19 protein-coding genes are annotated in these 13589 nt (G+C 63.9%); 11 read left to right on the top strand and 8 right to left on the bottom strand.

The genetic code is table 11. The features are described from left to right. Positions 1-35: 35 nt before the first annotated feature. The 7 genes from CHB96_RS28365 to CHB96_RS28335 form a co-directional block, all read right to left on the bottom strand. Positions 36-926 carry a glycosyltransferase family 2 protein gene (locus CHB96_RS28365; protein ID WP_089252668.1) on the bottom strand — a complete coding sequence of 297 codons (891 nt, stop codon included), beginning with the start codon at positions 924-926 and terminating at the stop codon, positions 36-38. 98 nt (positions 927-1024) lie between these two features. Continuing rightward, a complete protein-coding gene (locus tag CHB96_RS28360) occupies positions 1025-1873 on the bottom strand; it encodes an ABC transporter permease (protein WP_089252666.1) in 849 nt (282 codons plus the stop codon). 2 nt (positions 1874-1875) lie between these two features. Next, positions 1876-2703 (bottom strand): ABC transporter permease, encoded by an 828-nt coding sequence (locus tag CHB96_RS28355; protein WP_089252664.1) that lies wholly within the window; start codon positions 2701-2703, stop codon positions 1876-1878. Further along, on the bottom strand, positions 2700-3671 hold the full coding sequence (locus CHB96_RS28350; protein WP_089252680.1) for an ATP-binding cassette domain-containing protein: 972 nt from the start codon (positions 3669-3671) through the stop codon (positions 2700-2702). The genes CHB96_RS28355 and CHB96_RS28350 overlap by 4 nt, the downstream gene beginning before the upstream one ends. A gap of 97 nt (positions 3672-3768) precedes the next feature. Beyond that, positions 3769-4722 (bottom strand): AurF N-oxygenase family protein, encoded by a 954-nt coding sequence (locus CHB96_RS28345; RefSeq protein ID WP_089252678.1) that lies wholly within the window; start codon positions 4720-4722, stop codon positions 3769-3771. A gap of 14 nt (positions 4723-4736) precedes the next feature. Beyond that, positions 4737-5612, bottom strand: a complete 876-nt coding sequence (locus tag CHB96_RS28340; protein WP_089252662.1) for a prephenate dehydrogenase dimerization domain-containing protein — start codon at positions 5610-5612, stop codon at positions 4737-4739. Between the two features lie 24 nt (positions 5613-5636). Then, entirely contained in the window at positions 5637-6146 is a 510-nt protein-coding gene (locus CHB96_RS28335) for a hotdog fold domain-containing protein (protein WP_089252660.1), read from the bottom strand. A 484-nt stretch (positions 6147-6630) separates the two neighbouring features. Between CHB96_RS28335 and rpsJ the strand changes: the two genes are divergently transcribed. The 11 genes from rpsJ to rpsQ are packed head-to-tail and all read left to right on the top strand — an operon-like array spanning position 6631 to position 11914. Next, complete coding sequence (rpsJ, locus tag CHB96_RS28330; protein ID WP_003938093.1) at positions 6631-6936, top strand: 30S ribosomal protein S10; 306 nt, start codon at positions 6631-6633, stop codon at positions 6934-6936. A gap of 14 nt (positions 6937-6950) precedes the next feature. Further along, a complete protein-coding gene (gene rplC, locus CHB96_RS28325) occupies positions 6951-7616 on the top strand; it encodes a 50S ribosomal protein L3 (RefSeq protein ID WP_089252676.1) in 666 nt (221 codons plus the stop codon). Then, a complete protein-coding gene (rplD, locus tag CHB96_RS28320) occupies positions 7613-8284 on the top strand; it encodes a 50S ribosomal protein L4 (RefSeq protein ID WP_089252658.1) in 672 nt (223 codons plus the stop codon). The genes rplC and rplD overlap by 4 nt, the downstream gene beginning before the upstream one ends. After that, positions 8281-8586 (top strand): 50S ribosomal protein L23, encoded by a 306-nt coding sequence (rplW, locus tag CHB96_RS28315; protein WP_068432316.1) that lies wholly within the window; start codon positions 8281-8283, stop codon positions 8584-8586. The genes rplD and rplW overlap by 4 nt, the downstream gene beginning before the upstream one ends. Positions 8587-8624: 38 nt before the next feature. After that, positions 8625-9461 (top strand): 50S ribosomal protein L2, encoded by an 837-nt coding sequence (gene rplB / locus CHB96_RS28310; protein ID WP_089252656.1) that lies wholly within the window; start codon positions 8625-8627, stop codon positions 9459-9461. A 13-nt stretch (positions 9462-9474) separates the two neighbouring features. Then, entirely contained in the window at positions 9475-9756 is a 282-nt protein-coding gene (gene rpsS / locus CHB96_RS28305) for a 30S ribosomal protein S19 (protein ID WP_008718309.1), read from the top strand. Beyond that, positions 9753-10172: a 50S ribosomal protein L22 gene (gene rplV, locus CHB96_RS28300; protein ID WP_068432312.1), complete on the top strand. Its 420-nt coding sequence runs from the start codon at positions 9753-9755 to the stop codon at positions 10170-10172. The genes rpsS and rplV overlap by 4 nt, the downstream gene beginning before the upstream one ends. Next, positions 10172-10975: a 30S ribosomal protein S3 gene (gene rpsC / locus CHB96_RS28295; protein WP_019663549.1), complete on the top strand. Its 804-nt coding sequence runs from the start codon at positions 10172-10174 to the stop codon at positions 10973-10975. The genes rplV and rpsC overlap by 1 nt, the downstream gene beginning before the upstream one ends. A gap of 2 nt (positions 10976-10977) precedes the next feature. Continuing rightward, entirely contained in the window at positions 10978-11394 is a 417-nt protein-coding gene (rplP, locus tag CHB96_RS28290) for a 50S ribosomal protein L16 (RefSeq protein ID WP_089252654.1), read from the top strand. After that, positions 11394-11639: a 50S ribosomal protein L29 gene (gene rpmC, locus CHB96_RS28285; RefSeq protein ID WP_019663551.1), complete on the top strand. Its 246-nt coding sequence runs from the start codon at positions 11394-11396 to the stop codon at positions 11637-11639. Before rplP ends, rpmC begins: the two co-directional genes overlap by 1 nt. Beyond that, positions 11636-11914 (top strand): 30S ribosomal protein S17, encoded by a 279-nt coding sequence (rpsQ, locus tag CHB96_RS28280; protein WP_089252652.1) that lies wholly within the window; start codon positions 11636-11638, stop codon positions 11912-11914. Before rpmC ends, rpsQ begins: the two co-directional genes overlap by 4 nt. Before the next feature lie 66 nt (positions 11915-11980). Here the strand turns inward: rpsQ and CHB96_RS28275 are convergent, their stop codons facing one another. Continuing rightward, a complete protein-coding gene (locus CHB96_RS28275; protein WP_089252674.1) occupies positions 11981-13288 on the bottom strand; it encodes an AIM24 family protein in 1308 nt (435 codons plus the stop codon). Positions 13289-13589 lie beyond the last annotated feature (301 nt).

Raw genomic sequence — 13589 nt, 5'->3', positions numbered from 1 at the left:
CCAGCATCACGGGAATCGACGAAGAAAGCAACTTGCTACCACCCGAATGTGCGGTATCTTATTCCGCCGCGAATCTCGCCCGTGTGCGCTGCGACCGCCCTGACCCACTGCCCACGCGAGATACGGGTGATGAACGAGGGCACAAGCGGGTTGCCCAGGAGCAGCAGGGTCCACCAGTACAGAACGCGTCGGAGCCTCACCGGTGGGCATCCCCGATCGCGGTAGTCGCCCTGCAGTTTCGCGAAGCCGTACCCCAACCGATAGGACTGTCGGACGAGCGGCTTGAACTCGTCGCGCAGTCGGTACGAGACGAGTTGGCGATGGCTGAAGCCGAGGGAGTAACCGGCCAGCTGAGCCCGCCAGCTGAACTCGACGTCCTGACTCGTCGCGTACCTGTTGTCCATGCCGCCGATCTCGCGGTAGACCGACGCCCAGCAGCCGAGACTTGCCCCGATCGCGAACGGCAGGAACGGCGACTTGCCCTGTCGTTCCGGGGGCGTCGTCGGCGTCCACGACAAAGCCTTGTCGGAGTTGAGGCCTGCCGTTTCGACGGCGGTGCCCACCAGGTCGTGCTCCTGTGCCAACGCCACCAGTTCGCGAATCCACACCGGATGGACCACGTCGTCGGCGTCGCAGAACGCGAGAAACTCTCCCGTTGCCTTCTCGACGCCGCGGTTTCGCGCATGGGCCGCGCCGGAACTGTCCGACGAGTCGACGTACGTGAGCGACAGAAGGTCCTTCAGCGGATGTGATGCGACGTGCTCGGCCAATGCACCGTTGCCGCCGTTGTCCGATATCACGACGTCGACGACGCCTGTGTAATCCTGCTTCGCCAGGCCTCGTAGCTGCTCGTCGAGCAGGGGAATGGGATTCTTCGTCGGAACGACGACGGTCACGTGCGGTGTGGAACTTCGACCCTCGGGCATGCTTCTCCTGCGTCAATCCCGTCTGCGGGAGCGGGTCCGTGGCAGGGGAGTAACCAGAGAAGTCGACGGCTACACATCGTGACGTGTGCTCCGGTTGGTCACGCCGAGGACGATGCGCGACGGTAACCGCGGATCGCCGGAAACAGGAACACGGCCATGAGGCCGAACGACCACGCCAGCGTCTGCAGGACCGGAACCAGTGTCGGTCCGCCCAACGCGAGCGCCCTCATGGCATCGACCGCGCACGACATCGGTTGAGCGGCGACGATCGGCTGCAGCCAGGTCGGGTACGCGGCCACGGGAACGAACCCCGAGTTGAAGAACAACAGCAGCGTGCACAGCATCGAGACCAGCTCGACCAGAGGTGCGTCGCTGGCTGCCGTCGCGAGGAACGTGACCATGACCGCGAAACCCAGACCGAACACGATGGGAAGCAGGATCAATCCGATGCCGGCGAGCAGCCCTTCGTTGAACCGAAAGCCGAGCACGAAGCCCATCGCGACGATCACGATCGTCGTGACCAGCACCCGGACCGCTTCGGCCATCATGCGTCCGAGCAGTCCGGCGGCGCGGTGCGTGGGCAGCGTGTAGAAGCGAGAGAGCAGGCCGCTGTTCCGTTCCCCTTTGAGCCCGACGGCACTGACGATCGATCCGAACATCGCGCCGATCAGCGCGATCAGCGGTACCTGGCCGTACACGGCAGGCAGACCGGTCGCCATGGTGATCGAGTTGCCGAGGACGACCCGGAACATCAGGAGCATCAGAGCCGGATACAGAATCGCCTGAATCATCGTGGTTGGATCACGCGACCAGCGGATGAGCAGCCTCTTCGCCTGAATCAGGCTGTGCGTCCAGAGCGCGCGAGGAGACGACTCGGGCAGTGCATGCTCGACTTCGGGGAACTCGAGTGCGCTCGGTTCGGTGCGATGGGGGTGAAGGTCGGTCATGCTCACTCTTTCCGTCGCAGGCTCGCCCACAGGGCAAGCGGAATCAGCACGACGCTCAATCCGATGATCCAGAGCAGTGCCGGGAGAATCACCGAGAAGGTGATGGCACCTTCGGCCATGTCTCGCATCGCGGCGGAGAACTGAGAGATCGGCTGATTGCGGACGAACGGCCGGATCCATTCGGGGAACCCCGTCTCCGGCACGAAGCCGGTCGACGCCATTCCGAGAATCAACTGCGGCAGCGTCAACGCCTGACTGGTCGCCTCCGGGCTCTTCGACAGCGTGCCGATAGCGTCGGCACCGAACGACAGGACAGTGCTGATGGCCAGGGCCATCGCGCCGAACATGACGGCCTGCAGCGGGCCTGCACTGAACCGGAAGCCGATGACGTGGCCGTAGATCAAAGCGGCCGTCAACGTCACGGTCGACCGGAGGAAAGCGCTGCTCATACGGGCCATCAACGGTGCACCGATGACCACGGGCATCGTCTTGAGCCGCGTCGACAATCCCGTCAGAGCCTCTGTCGATGCGCGCTGCGCGGACGAGATGGCCGTGAACGCCATCGCCTGCAGCACGATGATGGGCATCAGGAACTGGGCGTAATCGATGCCTTGGAAGGACATCACGAATTTCAGCGGTAGATAGAAACCGATGGTGAAGATGAGCGGCGCGATGACCGCGACGAGCAATTCGCCCTTCTTGACCATCGTCCGCACTGTCCGAGCGGTGAGCACGCGCCACTGGACGAAGCCCGACGGTTCGAATCTTCTACGACGCGAACGCGTTTCACCGCCCTCGGTGGCACGCGTATCTCGCTCGGCCGTCGTCACGGCGTCGGCACGGGGTTGGTGTGGCCGGTCAGCGTCAGGAAGACATCGTCCAGCGACGGACGACGCAGCGCGATGTCCGCGAGCGGAATGCCGGCCTGATCGATGCGTCGCAGAACCTCGGACAGCGTCGCGGCACCGTCGGGAGCCGGGATGGACAACTTGTCGGCGCCCGGAGCCAGGTCCTGTGCCACGGCCGCAGGAACGAGTTCGCCGAGAACCTGCACGACCTTGGGCAGCTCGTCCGGGTCGAACGGAACGACCTCACAGAAGTTCCCGCCGGTCATTGCCTTGAGTTCGTCGGACGTGCCTTCGGCGATGACGGTGCCCTTGTCGATGACGATGATGTTGTCGCTCAGCACGTCGGCTTCCTCGAGGTACTGCGTCGTCAGCAGAACCGTGATGCCTTGCGCCTTCAACGCCTCCACCAGCGACCAGACGCCTTGACGCGAACGAGGATCCAGACCGGTCGTCGGTTCGTCGAGAAACACGACCTTCGGACGGACGACGAGACCGCAGGCGATGTCGATGCGTCGTCGCATGCCGCCCGAGTAGCCGCGAACTGGCCTCTTGCCGGTGTGGACCAGGTCGAATTCTTCGAGCAGTGCTTCCGCACGTGCACGGGCGGCCTTCTTGTCCAGGCCCATCAAACGACCGAACAACTCGATGTTCTCGCGGCCCGACAACGTGTCGTCGAGCGCGGCGTACTGCCCGGTCATCATGATCGACCGGCGCACTGCAGGAGCATCCGCGGCCACGTCGTGGCCCGCGACGAAGGCCCGCCCCTGGTCGGGCTTGATCAACGTCGACAGGACCTTGACCGTCGTGGTCTTGCCCGCGCCGTTGGGGCCGAGAATCCCCAGAACCGTGCCGCGAGGTGCGGAGAAGCTGATCCCGCGGAGTGCATGGACGTCGTCGAAAGACTTGTGGACGTCCTCCACCAGTACAGCTGCGTCCTCGGGCAAGGCCATCGATTCTCCGTACGGTCGGGGGCATGGGGCTTCCTCGAAGGGTTCGAGAAGTACCGTCGAAATGTTACCTGCGGTCACAGCGAACCCGGGGCAACGCTCATTGCCAGTCGATACCGATTTCGTCCTCGACGTCGAGTTTTCGGCAGAGGGACCTGATGCCGCTGTAATCCTGGATGAGGTGCCGTCTGCTGCCGTCGGTCTCGACCTCGGCCAGCATCGCCTCGTAGTTCGGAATCTCCTCGGAGCGCAGAATGGCCTCCCACGTCGAGAAGTCCGTGCTCGAGAACGCATCCATGCCGTCGGCAAGGCCGTCGAGAAATGTGCGACGGTCGGGCGCGTCGAGCTTCTCGAACACGATTGCGGCCAGATCGTCCGCGATCGACGCGTGGCAGTACTCGTCACGATTGTGCAACCTGACCGTCGCTCGGTTGACCGGTTGCACGAGCTCGTTGTCCTCGATCAGATCGAGGTACGACGTGATCGAGATCTCTGCCACCGTCGTGAATGCGAGTGCGCTCAGTGCAGCGCTTCGAGGATCGAGTGCCGCCGACTGCGCTTCCTGACGCCGACGGACGGTCGCGCACAAGGGAAGGTCACGCGTGCTGAGAGCCCACCCGCGGCGTCGACGAGTCAACACGCTCGCGTTGAGGTGCATGAGCGTGTGGTACTGCTCGTCGACCATGGCCTGCGTGACGGCGACCGAGAGGACGTCACCCAAGCCGGTGTCGAACGCGTCCTGCGCCAGCAATGAGAACCCTGGGTTCACCACGTGCTGTTCGACGTCCATGACGTTCGTGTTGTAGGCGATCCAGCCCCACGCACGCAGTTTCTCGCGCCGAGCCTCCGAGAGATCCCGGTACGTGTCGTGTTCCGCGAACGGAATCAACGCCTCGGGAAAGTCGTGCTTGGTGAGGTCGAACAGGTCGTTCAGATCGGGTTCGTTCTTCTTGACGGTCGCCCGATGTCCCCAGTTCCCGGCCAGACGTGTCACGACGGCGCTCTCGACGGGATCATCGGCGTCGTACTCGGGTAGTGAGGGGTTCTGGATCATGCTGGAGTCCTCGATCACGTGGTGCTTCCTCGCACCGTACCGAAAAGGTCGGAACACAAGGCTCGATAGATGTCACCGTTCGGCACCGATGCGCCCGCGCTGTGCATCACTTCGGTGAAGTCCGCCTCGGTGCCCGTGGTGACGACGGCGTCGAGCTCGCGAAGTCCGTTCGCCAGCGCCGAGCGAGCGGCGGCCGCATACGGATTGCCGGCCTGAACGTCCCAGTACACCTCGGGTTCACCGCCGGACACACGGGCAACGAGCGCGAGCAGCGTCCGGGCGGGAGGCGGCGCGACAGCGTCGACGAGTGAGGGATCGACCCCGAGGTCGCTCAACGCCGAGCCGAACGCGAGAACGGCGGCATGCGTCAGAGCTTGCGTCGCAGCCGCGAGCCGATCATGAGCGTCCGCATCGAGTTCGACGACGCGTGCGCCCCACGTCTCGATTCGGCGCAGGAAGCGATCGACCTCGGGCCCCGGCCTGTGAGTGACCGCGGCGACCGGTCGGCCTTCCATGCCGAGCGACGGGGCGAACATCGGGTTGATTCCGAGTACGGGCCCCGTCTCCTCCGGGACCGCTTGTGCGAAGCCGGACTTCACCGACAGGGTCTCGACGAGAAGGGTCGTAGGCTTCAGTGGTAGTGAAACCGTTTGTAGGGCAATGGATTCCGGTACAGCGAGCACGACGATGGGGGCGGCCCCCAGTATCGCTTCGAGCTCTGGGTCCGGTGCCAGCACGTCACCGACGACATGATGAACTCCGGTTTCGGAGTGCTGCGGTGCTACTCGATCGACGGTGAGCACGGTCGATCCGTCGGACGCCAGGAGTTGCGCGATCAGACTCCCCACGGCACCGCTGCCGCCGACCACCACCGCGTCGTACGTTGTCATCCCACCAGTATGGAGCGCAGCCCGTCACCTGTGTCGATCGCCCGAGGCCCGCGATATCCAGATCGTGATGTCCGCGTGCACCACTTCGGTGCCGCTCTTGTCCGTGATCCTGACCGGAACGACGAGGTCCGTACCGTCGTCGATCTTCTCGAAGTCGGGTAGATCGACCTCGGCCACCGCGGTGAGCGAGGTAGTCGCTTTGGTCAGATAGCGCACCGTCATCTCTTTGGGGATCCAGCGATGGGTCGTCGGGACCGTGGCCTCGGCGAGCATGCCCATGGCGGCCTCGGCAAGGTTGCACGCGGCGATCGCATGGAAAGTCCCGAGATGGTTGCGGATGCCCCACCACTTCGGAGCGGTGACTTCGCACCTGCCGGGTTCGAGTGAACGAACGCGGGGGAGGATTGTGCCGAAGTAGGGGACTCGAAGGCACATGCCGACGGAGAACACTGCCTGGCCCAGAGGGTTGCGAGGGAGTCTTTGCCAGGCCCGTAGCGTCGGACCGACTGTCGTCGATGTCGATGTCGAGGTCATGGCCGAACCTTACCGCCGAGTAAGGTCGGGTGAGCGCTTCGTGCGCTGCGCAATCGGGTCGGATTTGTACTCAGGGCCGGTGTACGGCATACTGGTCGGGTTGCCTGGACAGGGACGCGCTTCTGTGCGGCCTCCACCAGGTAAGAAAAGCAGAACGGAACCAGCACTCCAAGTGAGTGCGTCCGGTTCGCCAGCTCGGAGATGCACCGATGGCTTTCGCGCCAGGGGCTTCGGAGAAGAGTAAGCGGTCGAAGTATGAGTAGAAATACGACACGCCCGACCGCGTGGACCGGAGAACCATGACAGATGAACAGCGGCAACGGATCGGGTCCCCCCTGATCGCCAACGTTCGGTTCGTCGTGCGAGCACGAAGGCAGTTCGAGTCCCATCGGCGTCGAGCCGAGCGACTCGGGGACTGTGCATACGAGGTGGAGCAGGCCAAGTGGCCGGTTCTACGACAAGCGGCAAGAAAAGGACACTAAGCGTGGCGGGACAAAAGATCCGCATCAGGCTCAAGGCCTACGACCATGAGGCGATCGATGCGTCAGCGCGCAAGATCGTCGAGACGGTCACCCGTACGGGTGCCCGCGTCGTCGGACCGGTGCCGTTGCCGACCGAGAAGAACGTGTACTGCGTCATCCGTTCGCCCCACAAGTACAAGGATTCGCGCGAACACTTCGAGATGCGTACTCACAAGCGGCTCATTGACATCCTCGACCCGACCCCGAAGACGGTCGACGCGCTCATGCGCATCGATCTGCCTGCCAGTGTCGACGTCAACATCCAGTGAGCGCGGAGACAACGATGACTGATAACAAGAATCGGCCTGCGACAGGAATTCTGGGCACCAAGCTCGGAATGACCCAGGTCTTCGACGAGAACAACCGCGTCGTTCCCGTGACCGTGATCAAGGCAGGCCCGAACGTGGTCACCCAGATCCGCACGCAGGAGCGCGACGGCTACAGCGCTGTCCAGGTCGCATTCGGTGCGATCGACCCGCGCAAGGTGAACAAGCCGACCACCGGCCAGTTCGAGAAGGCAGGCGTCACGCCTCGCCGCCACGTCGTGGAGATCCGCGTCGCCGACGCCTCGCAGTTCGAGGTCGGCCAGGAGCTCACCGCCGCTGTGTTCGAGGACGGCGCATACGTCGACGTCACCGGCACCAGCAAGGGCAAGGGCTTCGCCGGAACCATGAAGCGCCACGGCTTCGCCGGTCAGGGTGCGAGCCACGGTGCACAGGCTGTTCACCGTCGCCCCGGATCCATCGGTGGTTGTGCAACCCCCGGCCGCGTGTTCAAGGGAATGCGCATGTCCGGACGCATGGGTAGCGACCGCGTCACCACGCAGAACCTCTCGGTCCACAAGGTGGACAACGAGAACGGTCTGCTTCTGATCAAGGGAGCAATCCCGGGCCGTCGCGGCAACGTCGTGATCGTCAAGTCTGCATTGAAGGGTGGTGCACGGGCATGACCAGCCTCGAGAAGAAGACCAACCTGACGCTGGACGTCAAGGAAGCCGGTGGCAAGACCAACGGCACCGTCGATCTTCCGTCGGCAATCTTCGACGCACCTGCCAACATCGCGTTGCTGCACCAGGTTGTCGTCGCACAGCTCGCTGCTGCTCGCCAGGGAACTCACTCCACGAAGACTCGTGGCGAGGTTCGCGGCGGTGGCAAGAAGCCGTACCGGCAGAAGGGCACCGGCCGCGCTCGTCAGGGCTCGACCCGCGCTCCGCAGTTCGTCGGCGGTGGAACCGTTCACGGACCGCAGCCGCGTGACTACAGCCAGCGGACCCCCAAGAAGATGAAGGCAGCCGCTCTGCGCGGAGCCCTCTCCGACCGGGCTCGCAGCGAGCGCATCCACGTCATCACCGAATTGGTTGCCGGCCAGATTCCGTCGACCAAGGGCGCGAAGACCTTCCTCGCCGAGATCTCGGATCGCAAGAAGGTTCTGCTCGTCGTCGGACGTGAAGACACCGCAGCGTGGAAGAGCGTTCAGAACCTGGAAGGTGTGCATCCCATCGCACCCGACCAGCTCAACACGTACGACGTGCTCGAAGCTGATGACGTCATCTTCAGCGTGGAAGCGCTGAACACGTTCATCGCAGGGCCTGCGAAGAACGAGGAGGGAACCAAGTGACCACCATCGCCGATCCCCGTGACATCTTGCTGGCGCCGGTCATCTCGGAGAAGTCCTACGGACTGATCGAGGAAGGCACCTACACCTTCCTGGTGCACCCGGATTCGAACAAGACGCAGATCAAGATCGCCGTCGAGAAGATCTTCGACGTCACCGTGACCAGCGTCAACACGCAGAACCGTCAGGGCAAGCGCAAGCGGACCCGATTCGGTTACGGCAAGCGCAAGGACACCAAGCGTGCGCTCGTAACGCTCTCCGCCGACAGCAAGCCCATCGAGATCTTCGGAGGTCCGGTCGCGTAAGCGACTGGGACTCTTCGGATATAAGGACGAGAAGACTCATGGCAATCCGTAAGTACAAGCCGACCACTCCGGGCCGCCGCGGTTCCAGTGTTTCCGATTTCGCGGAAATCACTCGCAGCACGCCCGAGAAGTCGCTGATTCGCCCCCTGCACGGTCGCGGTGGACGTAACGCACACGGTCGTATCACCACCCGGCACAAGGGTGGCGGACACAAGCGCGCGTACCGTCTGATCGATTTCCGTCGCAACGACAAGGACGGCGTGCCGGCCAAGGTCGCTCACATCGAGTACGACCCCAACCGCACCGCCAACATCGCACTGCTGCACTACGCGGACGGCGAGAAGCGCTACATCGTCGCACCCAAGGGCATCAGCCAGGGATCCCCGATCGAGGCCGGCGCAGGCGCCGACATCAAGCCGGGTAACAACCTGCCGCTGCGCAACATCCCGACGGGTACGACCATCCACGCAGTCGAGCTGCGTCCGGGCGGCGGCGCCAAGATGGCCCGCTCCGCCGGATCGAGCATCCAGCTCCTCGGCAAGGAAGGCACCTACGCCACGCTGCGTATGCCGTCCGGTGAAATCCGTCGTGTCGACGTGCGCTGCCGCGCAACCGTCGGCGAGGTCGGCAACGCCGAGCAGTCGAACATCAACTGGGGCAAGGCCGGCCGCATGCGTTGGAAGGGCAAGCGCCCGACCGTCCGTGGTGTCGTCATGAACCCGGTCGACCACCCGCATGGTGGCGGTGAGGGCAAGACCTCCGGTGGTCGCCACCCGGTCAGCCCCTGGGGACAGCCTGAAGGCCGTACCCGCAAGAACAAGGCGAGCGACAAGCTCATTGTCCGTCGTCGCCGTACCGGCAAGAACAAGCGCTAGGAGGGAGTTCAGAATGCCACGCAGCCTGAAGAAGGGCCCGTTCGTAGACGATCACCTCCTCGCGAAGGTCGACGTCCAGAACGACAAGGGGACCAAGCAGGTCATCAAGACCTGGTCCCGTCGCTCGACAATTCTCCCCGACTTCATCGGTCACACCTTCGCCGTCCATGACGGTCGCAAGCACGTGCCGGTGTTCGTGTCCGACTCGATGGTCGGCCACAAGCTCGGAGAGTTCGCACCGACCCGCACGTTCAAGGGTCACATCAAGGACGACCGGAAGGCGAAGAGGCGATGAGCAAGACCGAAACCGCCAACCCGACTGCCAAGGCCGTCGCGAAGCACGTACGCGTCACGCCCATGAAGGCACGTCGCGTCGTGGATCTGGTTCGCGGGCGCTCCGTCGAGGACGCGCTCAACATCCTGAAGTTCGCGCCGCAGGCAGCCAGCGAGCCGGTCGCCAAGGTGATCGCGTCCGCAGCGGCCAACGCCGAGAACAACTTGGATCTCGACCCCAGCACGCTGGTCGTCGCGACTGCATTCGTGGACGAGGGCGCAACCCTCAAGCGATTCCAGCCGCGCGCTCAGGGCCGGGCATTCCGGATCCGCAAGCGCACCAGCCACATCACGGTGATCGTCGAGAGCCTGCCCAAGACCGGTGGGACCAGCCGTAACCGCCGCAAGGGCCAGGCGTCCAAGGAAGGGGCTCAGTAGTGGGTCAGAAAATCAACCCGCACGGCTTCCGCTTGGGTATCACCACTGACTGGAAGTCGCGCTGGTACGCAGACAAGCAGTACTCGGAGTACGTCAAGGAAGACGTCGCGATCCGTAAGCTCCTCGCCACCGGCATGGAGCGCGCGGGTATCGCGAAGGTCGAGATCGAGCGCACCCGTGACCGTGTTCGCGTGGACATCCACACGGCACGTCCGGGCATCGTCATCGGTCGTCGTGGCGCCGAGGCCGACCGCATCCGCGGAGCTCTCGAGAAGCTGACCGGCAAGCAGGTTCAGCTCAACATCCTCGAGGTCAAGAACGCCGAGTCCGAGGCTCAGCTCGTGGCTCAGGGTGTTGCAGAGCAGCTCAGCAACCGCGTCGCATTCCGTCGCGCAATGCGTAAGGCCATCCAGTCGGCCATGCGTCAGCCGAACGTCAAGGGCATCCGTGTCCAGTGCTCCGGCCGTCTCGGCGGCGCCGAGATGTCCCGCTCGGAGTTCTACCGCGAAGGCCGTGTGCCGCTGCACACGCTTCGTGCGGACATCGACTACGGGCTGTACGAGGCCAAGACCACCTTCGGCCGTATCGGCGTGAAGGTCTGGATCTACAAGGGCGACATCGTCGGTGGCCGTCGTGAGCTGGCCGCTGCTGCACCTGCTGCAGGCAACGACCGCCCGCGCCGTGAGCGTCCCTCGCGTCCGCGTCGTTCCGGTGCTTCGGGCACCACCGCGACCAGCACCGAGGCAGGCCGCGCGGCATCCGCAGAGGCTCCGGCCTCGACCGAGCCGAATCAGGAGGGCTGACGATGTTGATCCCACGCCGGGTCAAGCACCGGAAGCAGCACCACCCGAAGCGATCGGGTGCGTCCAAGGGTGGCAACCATGTGACGTTCGGTGACTACGGCATCCAGGCTCTCGAGCCCGCCTACATCACCAACCGTCAGATCGAGGCTTCTCGTATCGCGATCACTCGCCACATCAAGCGTGGCGGCAAGGTCTGGATCAACATCTTCCCGGACCGCCCGCTCACCAAGAAGCCTGCCGAGACCCGCATGGGTTCCGGTAAGGGTTCGCCCGAGTGGTGGGTCGCGAATGTCAAGCCGGGCCGGGTGCTCTTCGAGCTCTCGTTCCCCGACGAGGCCACCGCGCGTCAGGCCCTGACTCGCGCAATCCACAAGCTGCCGATGAAGGCACGCATCATCACCAGGGAGGAGCAGTTCTGATGGCTACCGGAACCCCAGCCGCAGAGCTTCGCGAGCTCACCGGTGAAGAGCTGGTCACCAAACTGCGTGAGTCGAAGGAAGAGCTGTTCAACCTTCGGTTCCAGATGGCTACCGGCCAGCTGGACAACAACCGTCGACTGCGCACCGTCCGCCACGAGATCGCGCGCATCTACACGGTGCTGCGTGAGCGTGAGCTCGGTCTGGCCACAGGTCCTGCCGACGACACTGCAGGTGACGCGGCATGAGCGAGGAAAAGACTGTGACTGAAGGACGCAACAACCGCAAGGTTCGGATCGGCTACGTCGTATCCGACAAGATGGAGAAGACGATCGTGGTCGAGCTCGAGGACCGGGTCAAGCACCCGCTCTACAGCAAGGTCATCCGTCGCACCACCAAGGTCAAGGCACATGACGAGAACGGTGTCGCCGGCGTCGGCGACCGCGTTCAGCTCATGGAGACCCGCCCGCTGTCCGCCACCAAGCACTGGCGACTGGTCGAGGTCCTCGAAAAGGCCAAGTAAGCATTCACTGCTGCGAAAAAGCCCGCTCCCTCACGGGGGCGGGCTTTTTCGTTTCATTCGTCGTTCTCAGCGGCCGAGTAGACCGCCCAGCGCACCACCGACGCCTGCCTGCTCGCCACTGCCGGTGCCGCCGATCAGGCCGCCCGGCGGCAGCTCCGACGGTTGCACGACGACGAATCCCCGACCGACGAATTCGAGCGTGAACCGTTCGCCGGTAGACCGACCGATCAGCGTTCCCAGACCGAACGAGTCGTTCTTCTTCACTCGTGTCGACAGGCTCGACGACCATGCGACCGCTGCCTGCGGATCGGCGAATGTCGGCTGGTCGACGTTCAGGACGACCGGGACACCGTCGGTCGTGATCGCGATGCGTCCGCGGCCGGTGAAGACACAGTTGAAGAAGCCTGCATTGCCGCCGGACGCAGCTCCTTGGACGCGCTTCACGTCGTACGACAACGTCGAATCGAACGCCAGGACGTTCGAGCCGTTGATCGTGAGTCCGTCGGAACCGTCGAGGTCGATCAGATGGACGTCCTGAGCGGCGTTGGCGAGGAACAGATCCCCGCGACCCGACACCGCCATCAGCGGAACACCCTCGCCGGACAACGCCTGTCGAACGGCTCGACCGAAACCACCCGATCCCTTCGCCTCGAACTTCAGGTCGCCCTGGTACGCGACCATCGATCCGGCACGCGCCATGATCTCGCCGTTCATTCCGACGCGACACATCTTGCTGCCTTGCTTCTGAATACCTGTGCCGGGCACCTCGGCATGCGCGGGCGCGAACAAGTCACTCTTCATCGGCTGGTGTCCTCCTGGCATAGCTGTTGGGGGAGCGGTGGGTGCCGGAGCAGGTGCCTCGGGGTCGTCGTCGATCGTGATGCCGAATGCCCGTGCGACACCGGCCAATCCATCCGCATACCCCTGCCCGACGGCTCGCACTTTCCAGCCGGGGCCGCGGCGGTAGATCTCCAGACACACAAGCGCGGACTCGTCGCCGTGTGCATCGATCCGGTACCCGACGACGGGGCTTCCCGACGCGTCGGCGAGGGTCGTCGAGACGGGACCCGCGAGTGCAAAGGTCGTCGGACCGCTGCCGTCGAGCGATGCGGTGACGGCGACGCTGTCGACGTCGGGCGGAATGCTGTCGGTGTCGACGGTGATGCTGTGGAGGTTCTGGTCACGGCGGTACACGACACCCTGGCCGGCTGGGTTGTTGTAGAAGATCAGGTCCGCGTCCGAGCGCACTGCTCCGTCGGCGCCGAGCAGCAGAGCGGACACGTCGACCGAGAAGCCGCTGTCGACGAAGACGGTCATCGTCGACGACGGGGCGGGGTAGTTCTCCCCGGAGGCGAGGTTCTTCACGTGATCCAGTGTGCCCGATGTCGTCTGCGTCACTGGCGATGATCCGGTGACAGACGGCGCGCGCGTGCATGTTTGACTCATGCGGTGACGGAAACATACCAATCGGATCGATTCTCGCTGATATCGGTTGTTATCCCGACTTACAACGCCGTCCACACAGTCGGTGAGCAGCTCGACGCACTCTCCGCACAGGACTACGTAGGGGAATTCGAAGTCCTCGTGATGCTCCTATGACTGTCAAGTAGTGATTTTTCGGGTCAGGAGCTGAAACATTTCGCGGGCGACGGCTCGTTTGAGGCAGCGAATGATT

It is taken from the genome of Rhodococcoides kyotonense, from assembly GCF_900188125.1.
Classification (GTDB): domain Bacteria; phylum Actinomycetota; class Actinomycetes; order Mycobacteriales; family Mycobacteriaceae; genus Rhodococcoides; species Rhodococcoides kyotonense.
This window is presented reverse-complemented; position numbering and strand designations above follow the sequence as displayed.

Bases quoted from the DNA above. Each gene is read 5' to 3' on its own strand.
- rplB (WP_089252656.1), top strand. From the start codon at position 8,625: ATGGCAATCCGTAAGTACAAGCCGACCACTCCGGGCCGCCGCGGTTCC.
- rplV (WP_068432312.1), top strand. From the start codon at position 9,753: ATGAGCAAGACCGAAACCGCCAACCCGACTGCCAAGGCCGTCGCGAAG.
- rpmC (WP_019663551.1), top strand. From the start codon at position 11,394: ATGGCTACCGGAACCCCAGCCGCAGAGCTTCGCGAGCTCACCGGTGAA.
- CHB96_RS28360 (WP_089252666.1), bottom strand. From the start codon at position 1,873: ATGACCGACCTTCACCCCCATCGCACCGAACCGAGCGCACTCGAGTTC.
- rplP (WP_089252654.1), top strand. From the start codon at position 10,978: ATGTTGATCCCACGCCGGGTCAAGCACCGGAAGCAGCACCACCCGAAG.
- CHB96_RS28340 (WP_089252662.1), bottom strand. From the start codon at position 5,612: ATGACAACGTACGACGCGGTGGTGGTCGGCGGCAGCGGTGCCGTGGGG.
- rplD (WP_089252658.1), top strand. From the start codon at position 7,613: ATGACCAGCCTCGAGAAGAAGACCAACCTGACGCTGGACGTCAAGGAA.
- rplC (WP_089252676.1), top strand. From the start codon at position 6,951: ATGACTGATAACAAGAATCGGCCTGCGACAGGAATTCTGGGCACCAAG.
- rpsQ (WP_089252652.1), top strand. From the start codon at position 11,636: ATGAGCGAGGAAAAGACTGTGACTGAAGGACGCAACAACCGCAAGGTT.
- CHB96_RS28350 (WP_089252680.1), bottom strand. From the start codon at position 3,671: ATGGCCTTGCCCGAGGACGCAGCTGTACTGGTGGAGGACGTCCACAAG.
- CHB96_RS28365 (WP_089252668.1), bottom strand. From the start codon at position 926: ATGCCCGAGGGTCGAAGTTCCACACCGCACGTGACCGTCGTCGTTCCG.
- CHB96_RS28345 (WP_089252678.1), bottom strand. From the start codon at position 4,722: ATGATCCAGAACCCCTCACTACCCGAGTACGACGCCGATGATCCCGTC.
- CHB96_RS28335 (WP_089252660.1), bottom strand. From the start codon at position 6,146: ATGACCTCGACATCGACATCGACGACAGTCGGTCCGACGCTACGGGCC.
- rpsS (WP_008718309.1), top strand. From the start codon at position 9,475: ATGCCACGCAGCCTGAAGAAGGGCCCGTTCGTAGACGATCACCTCCTC.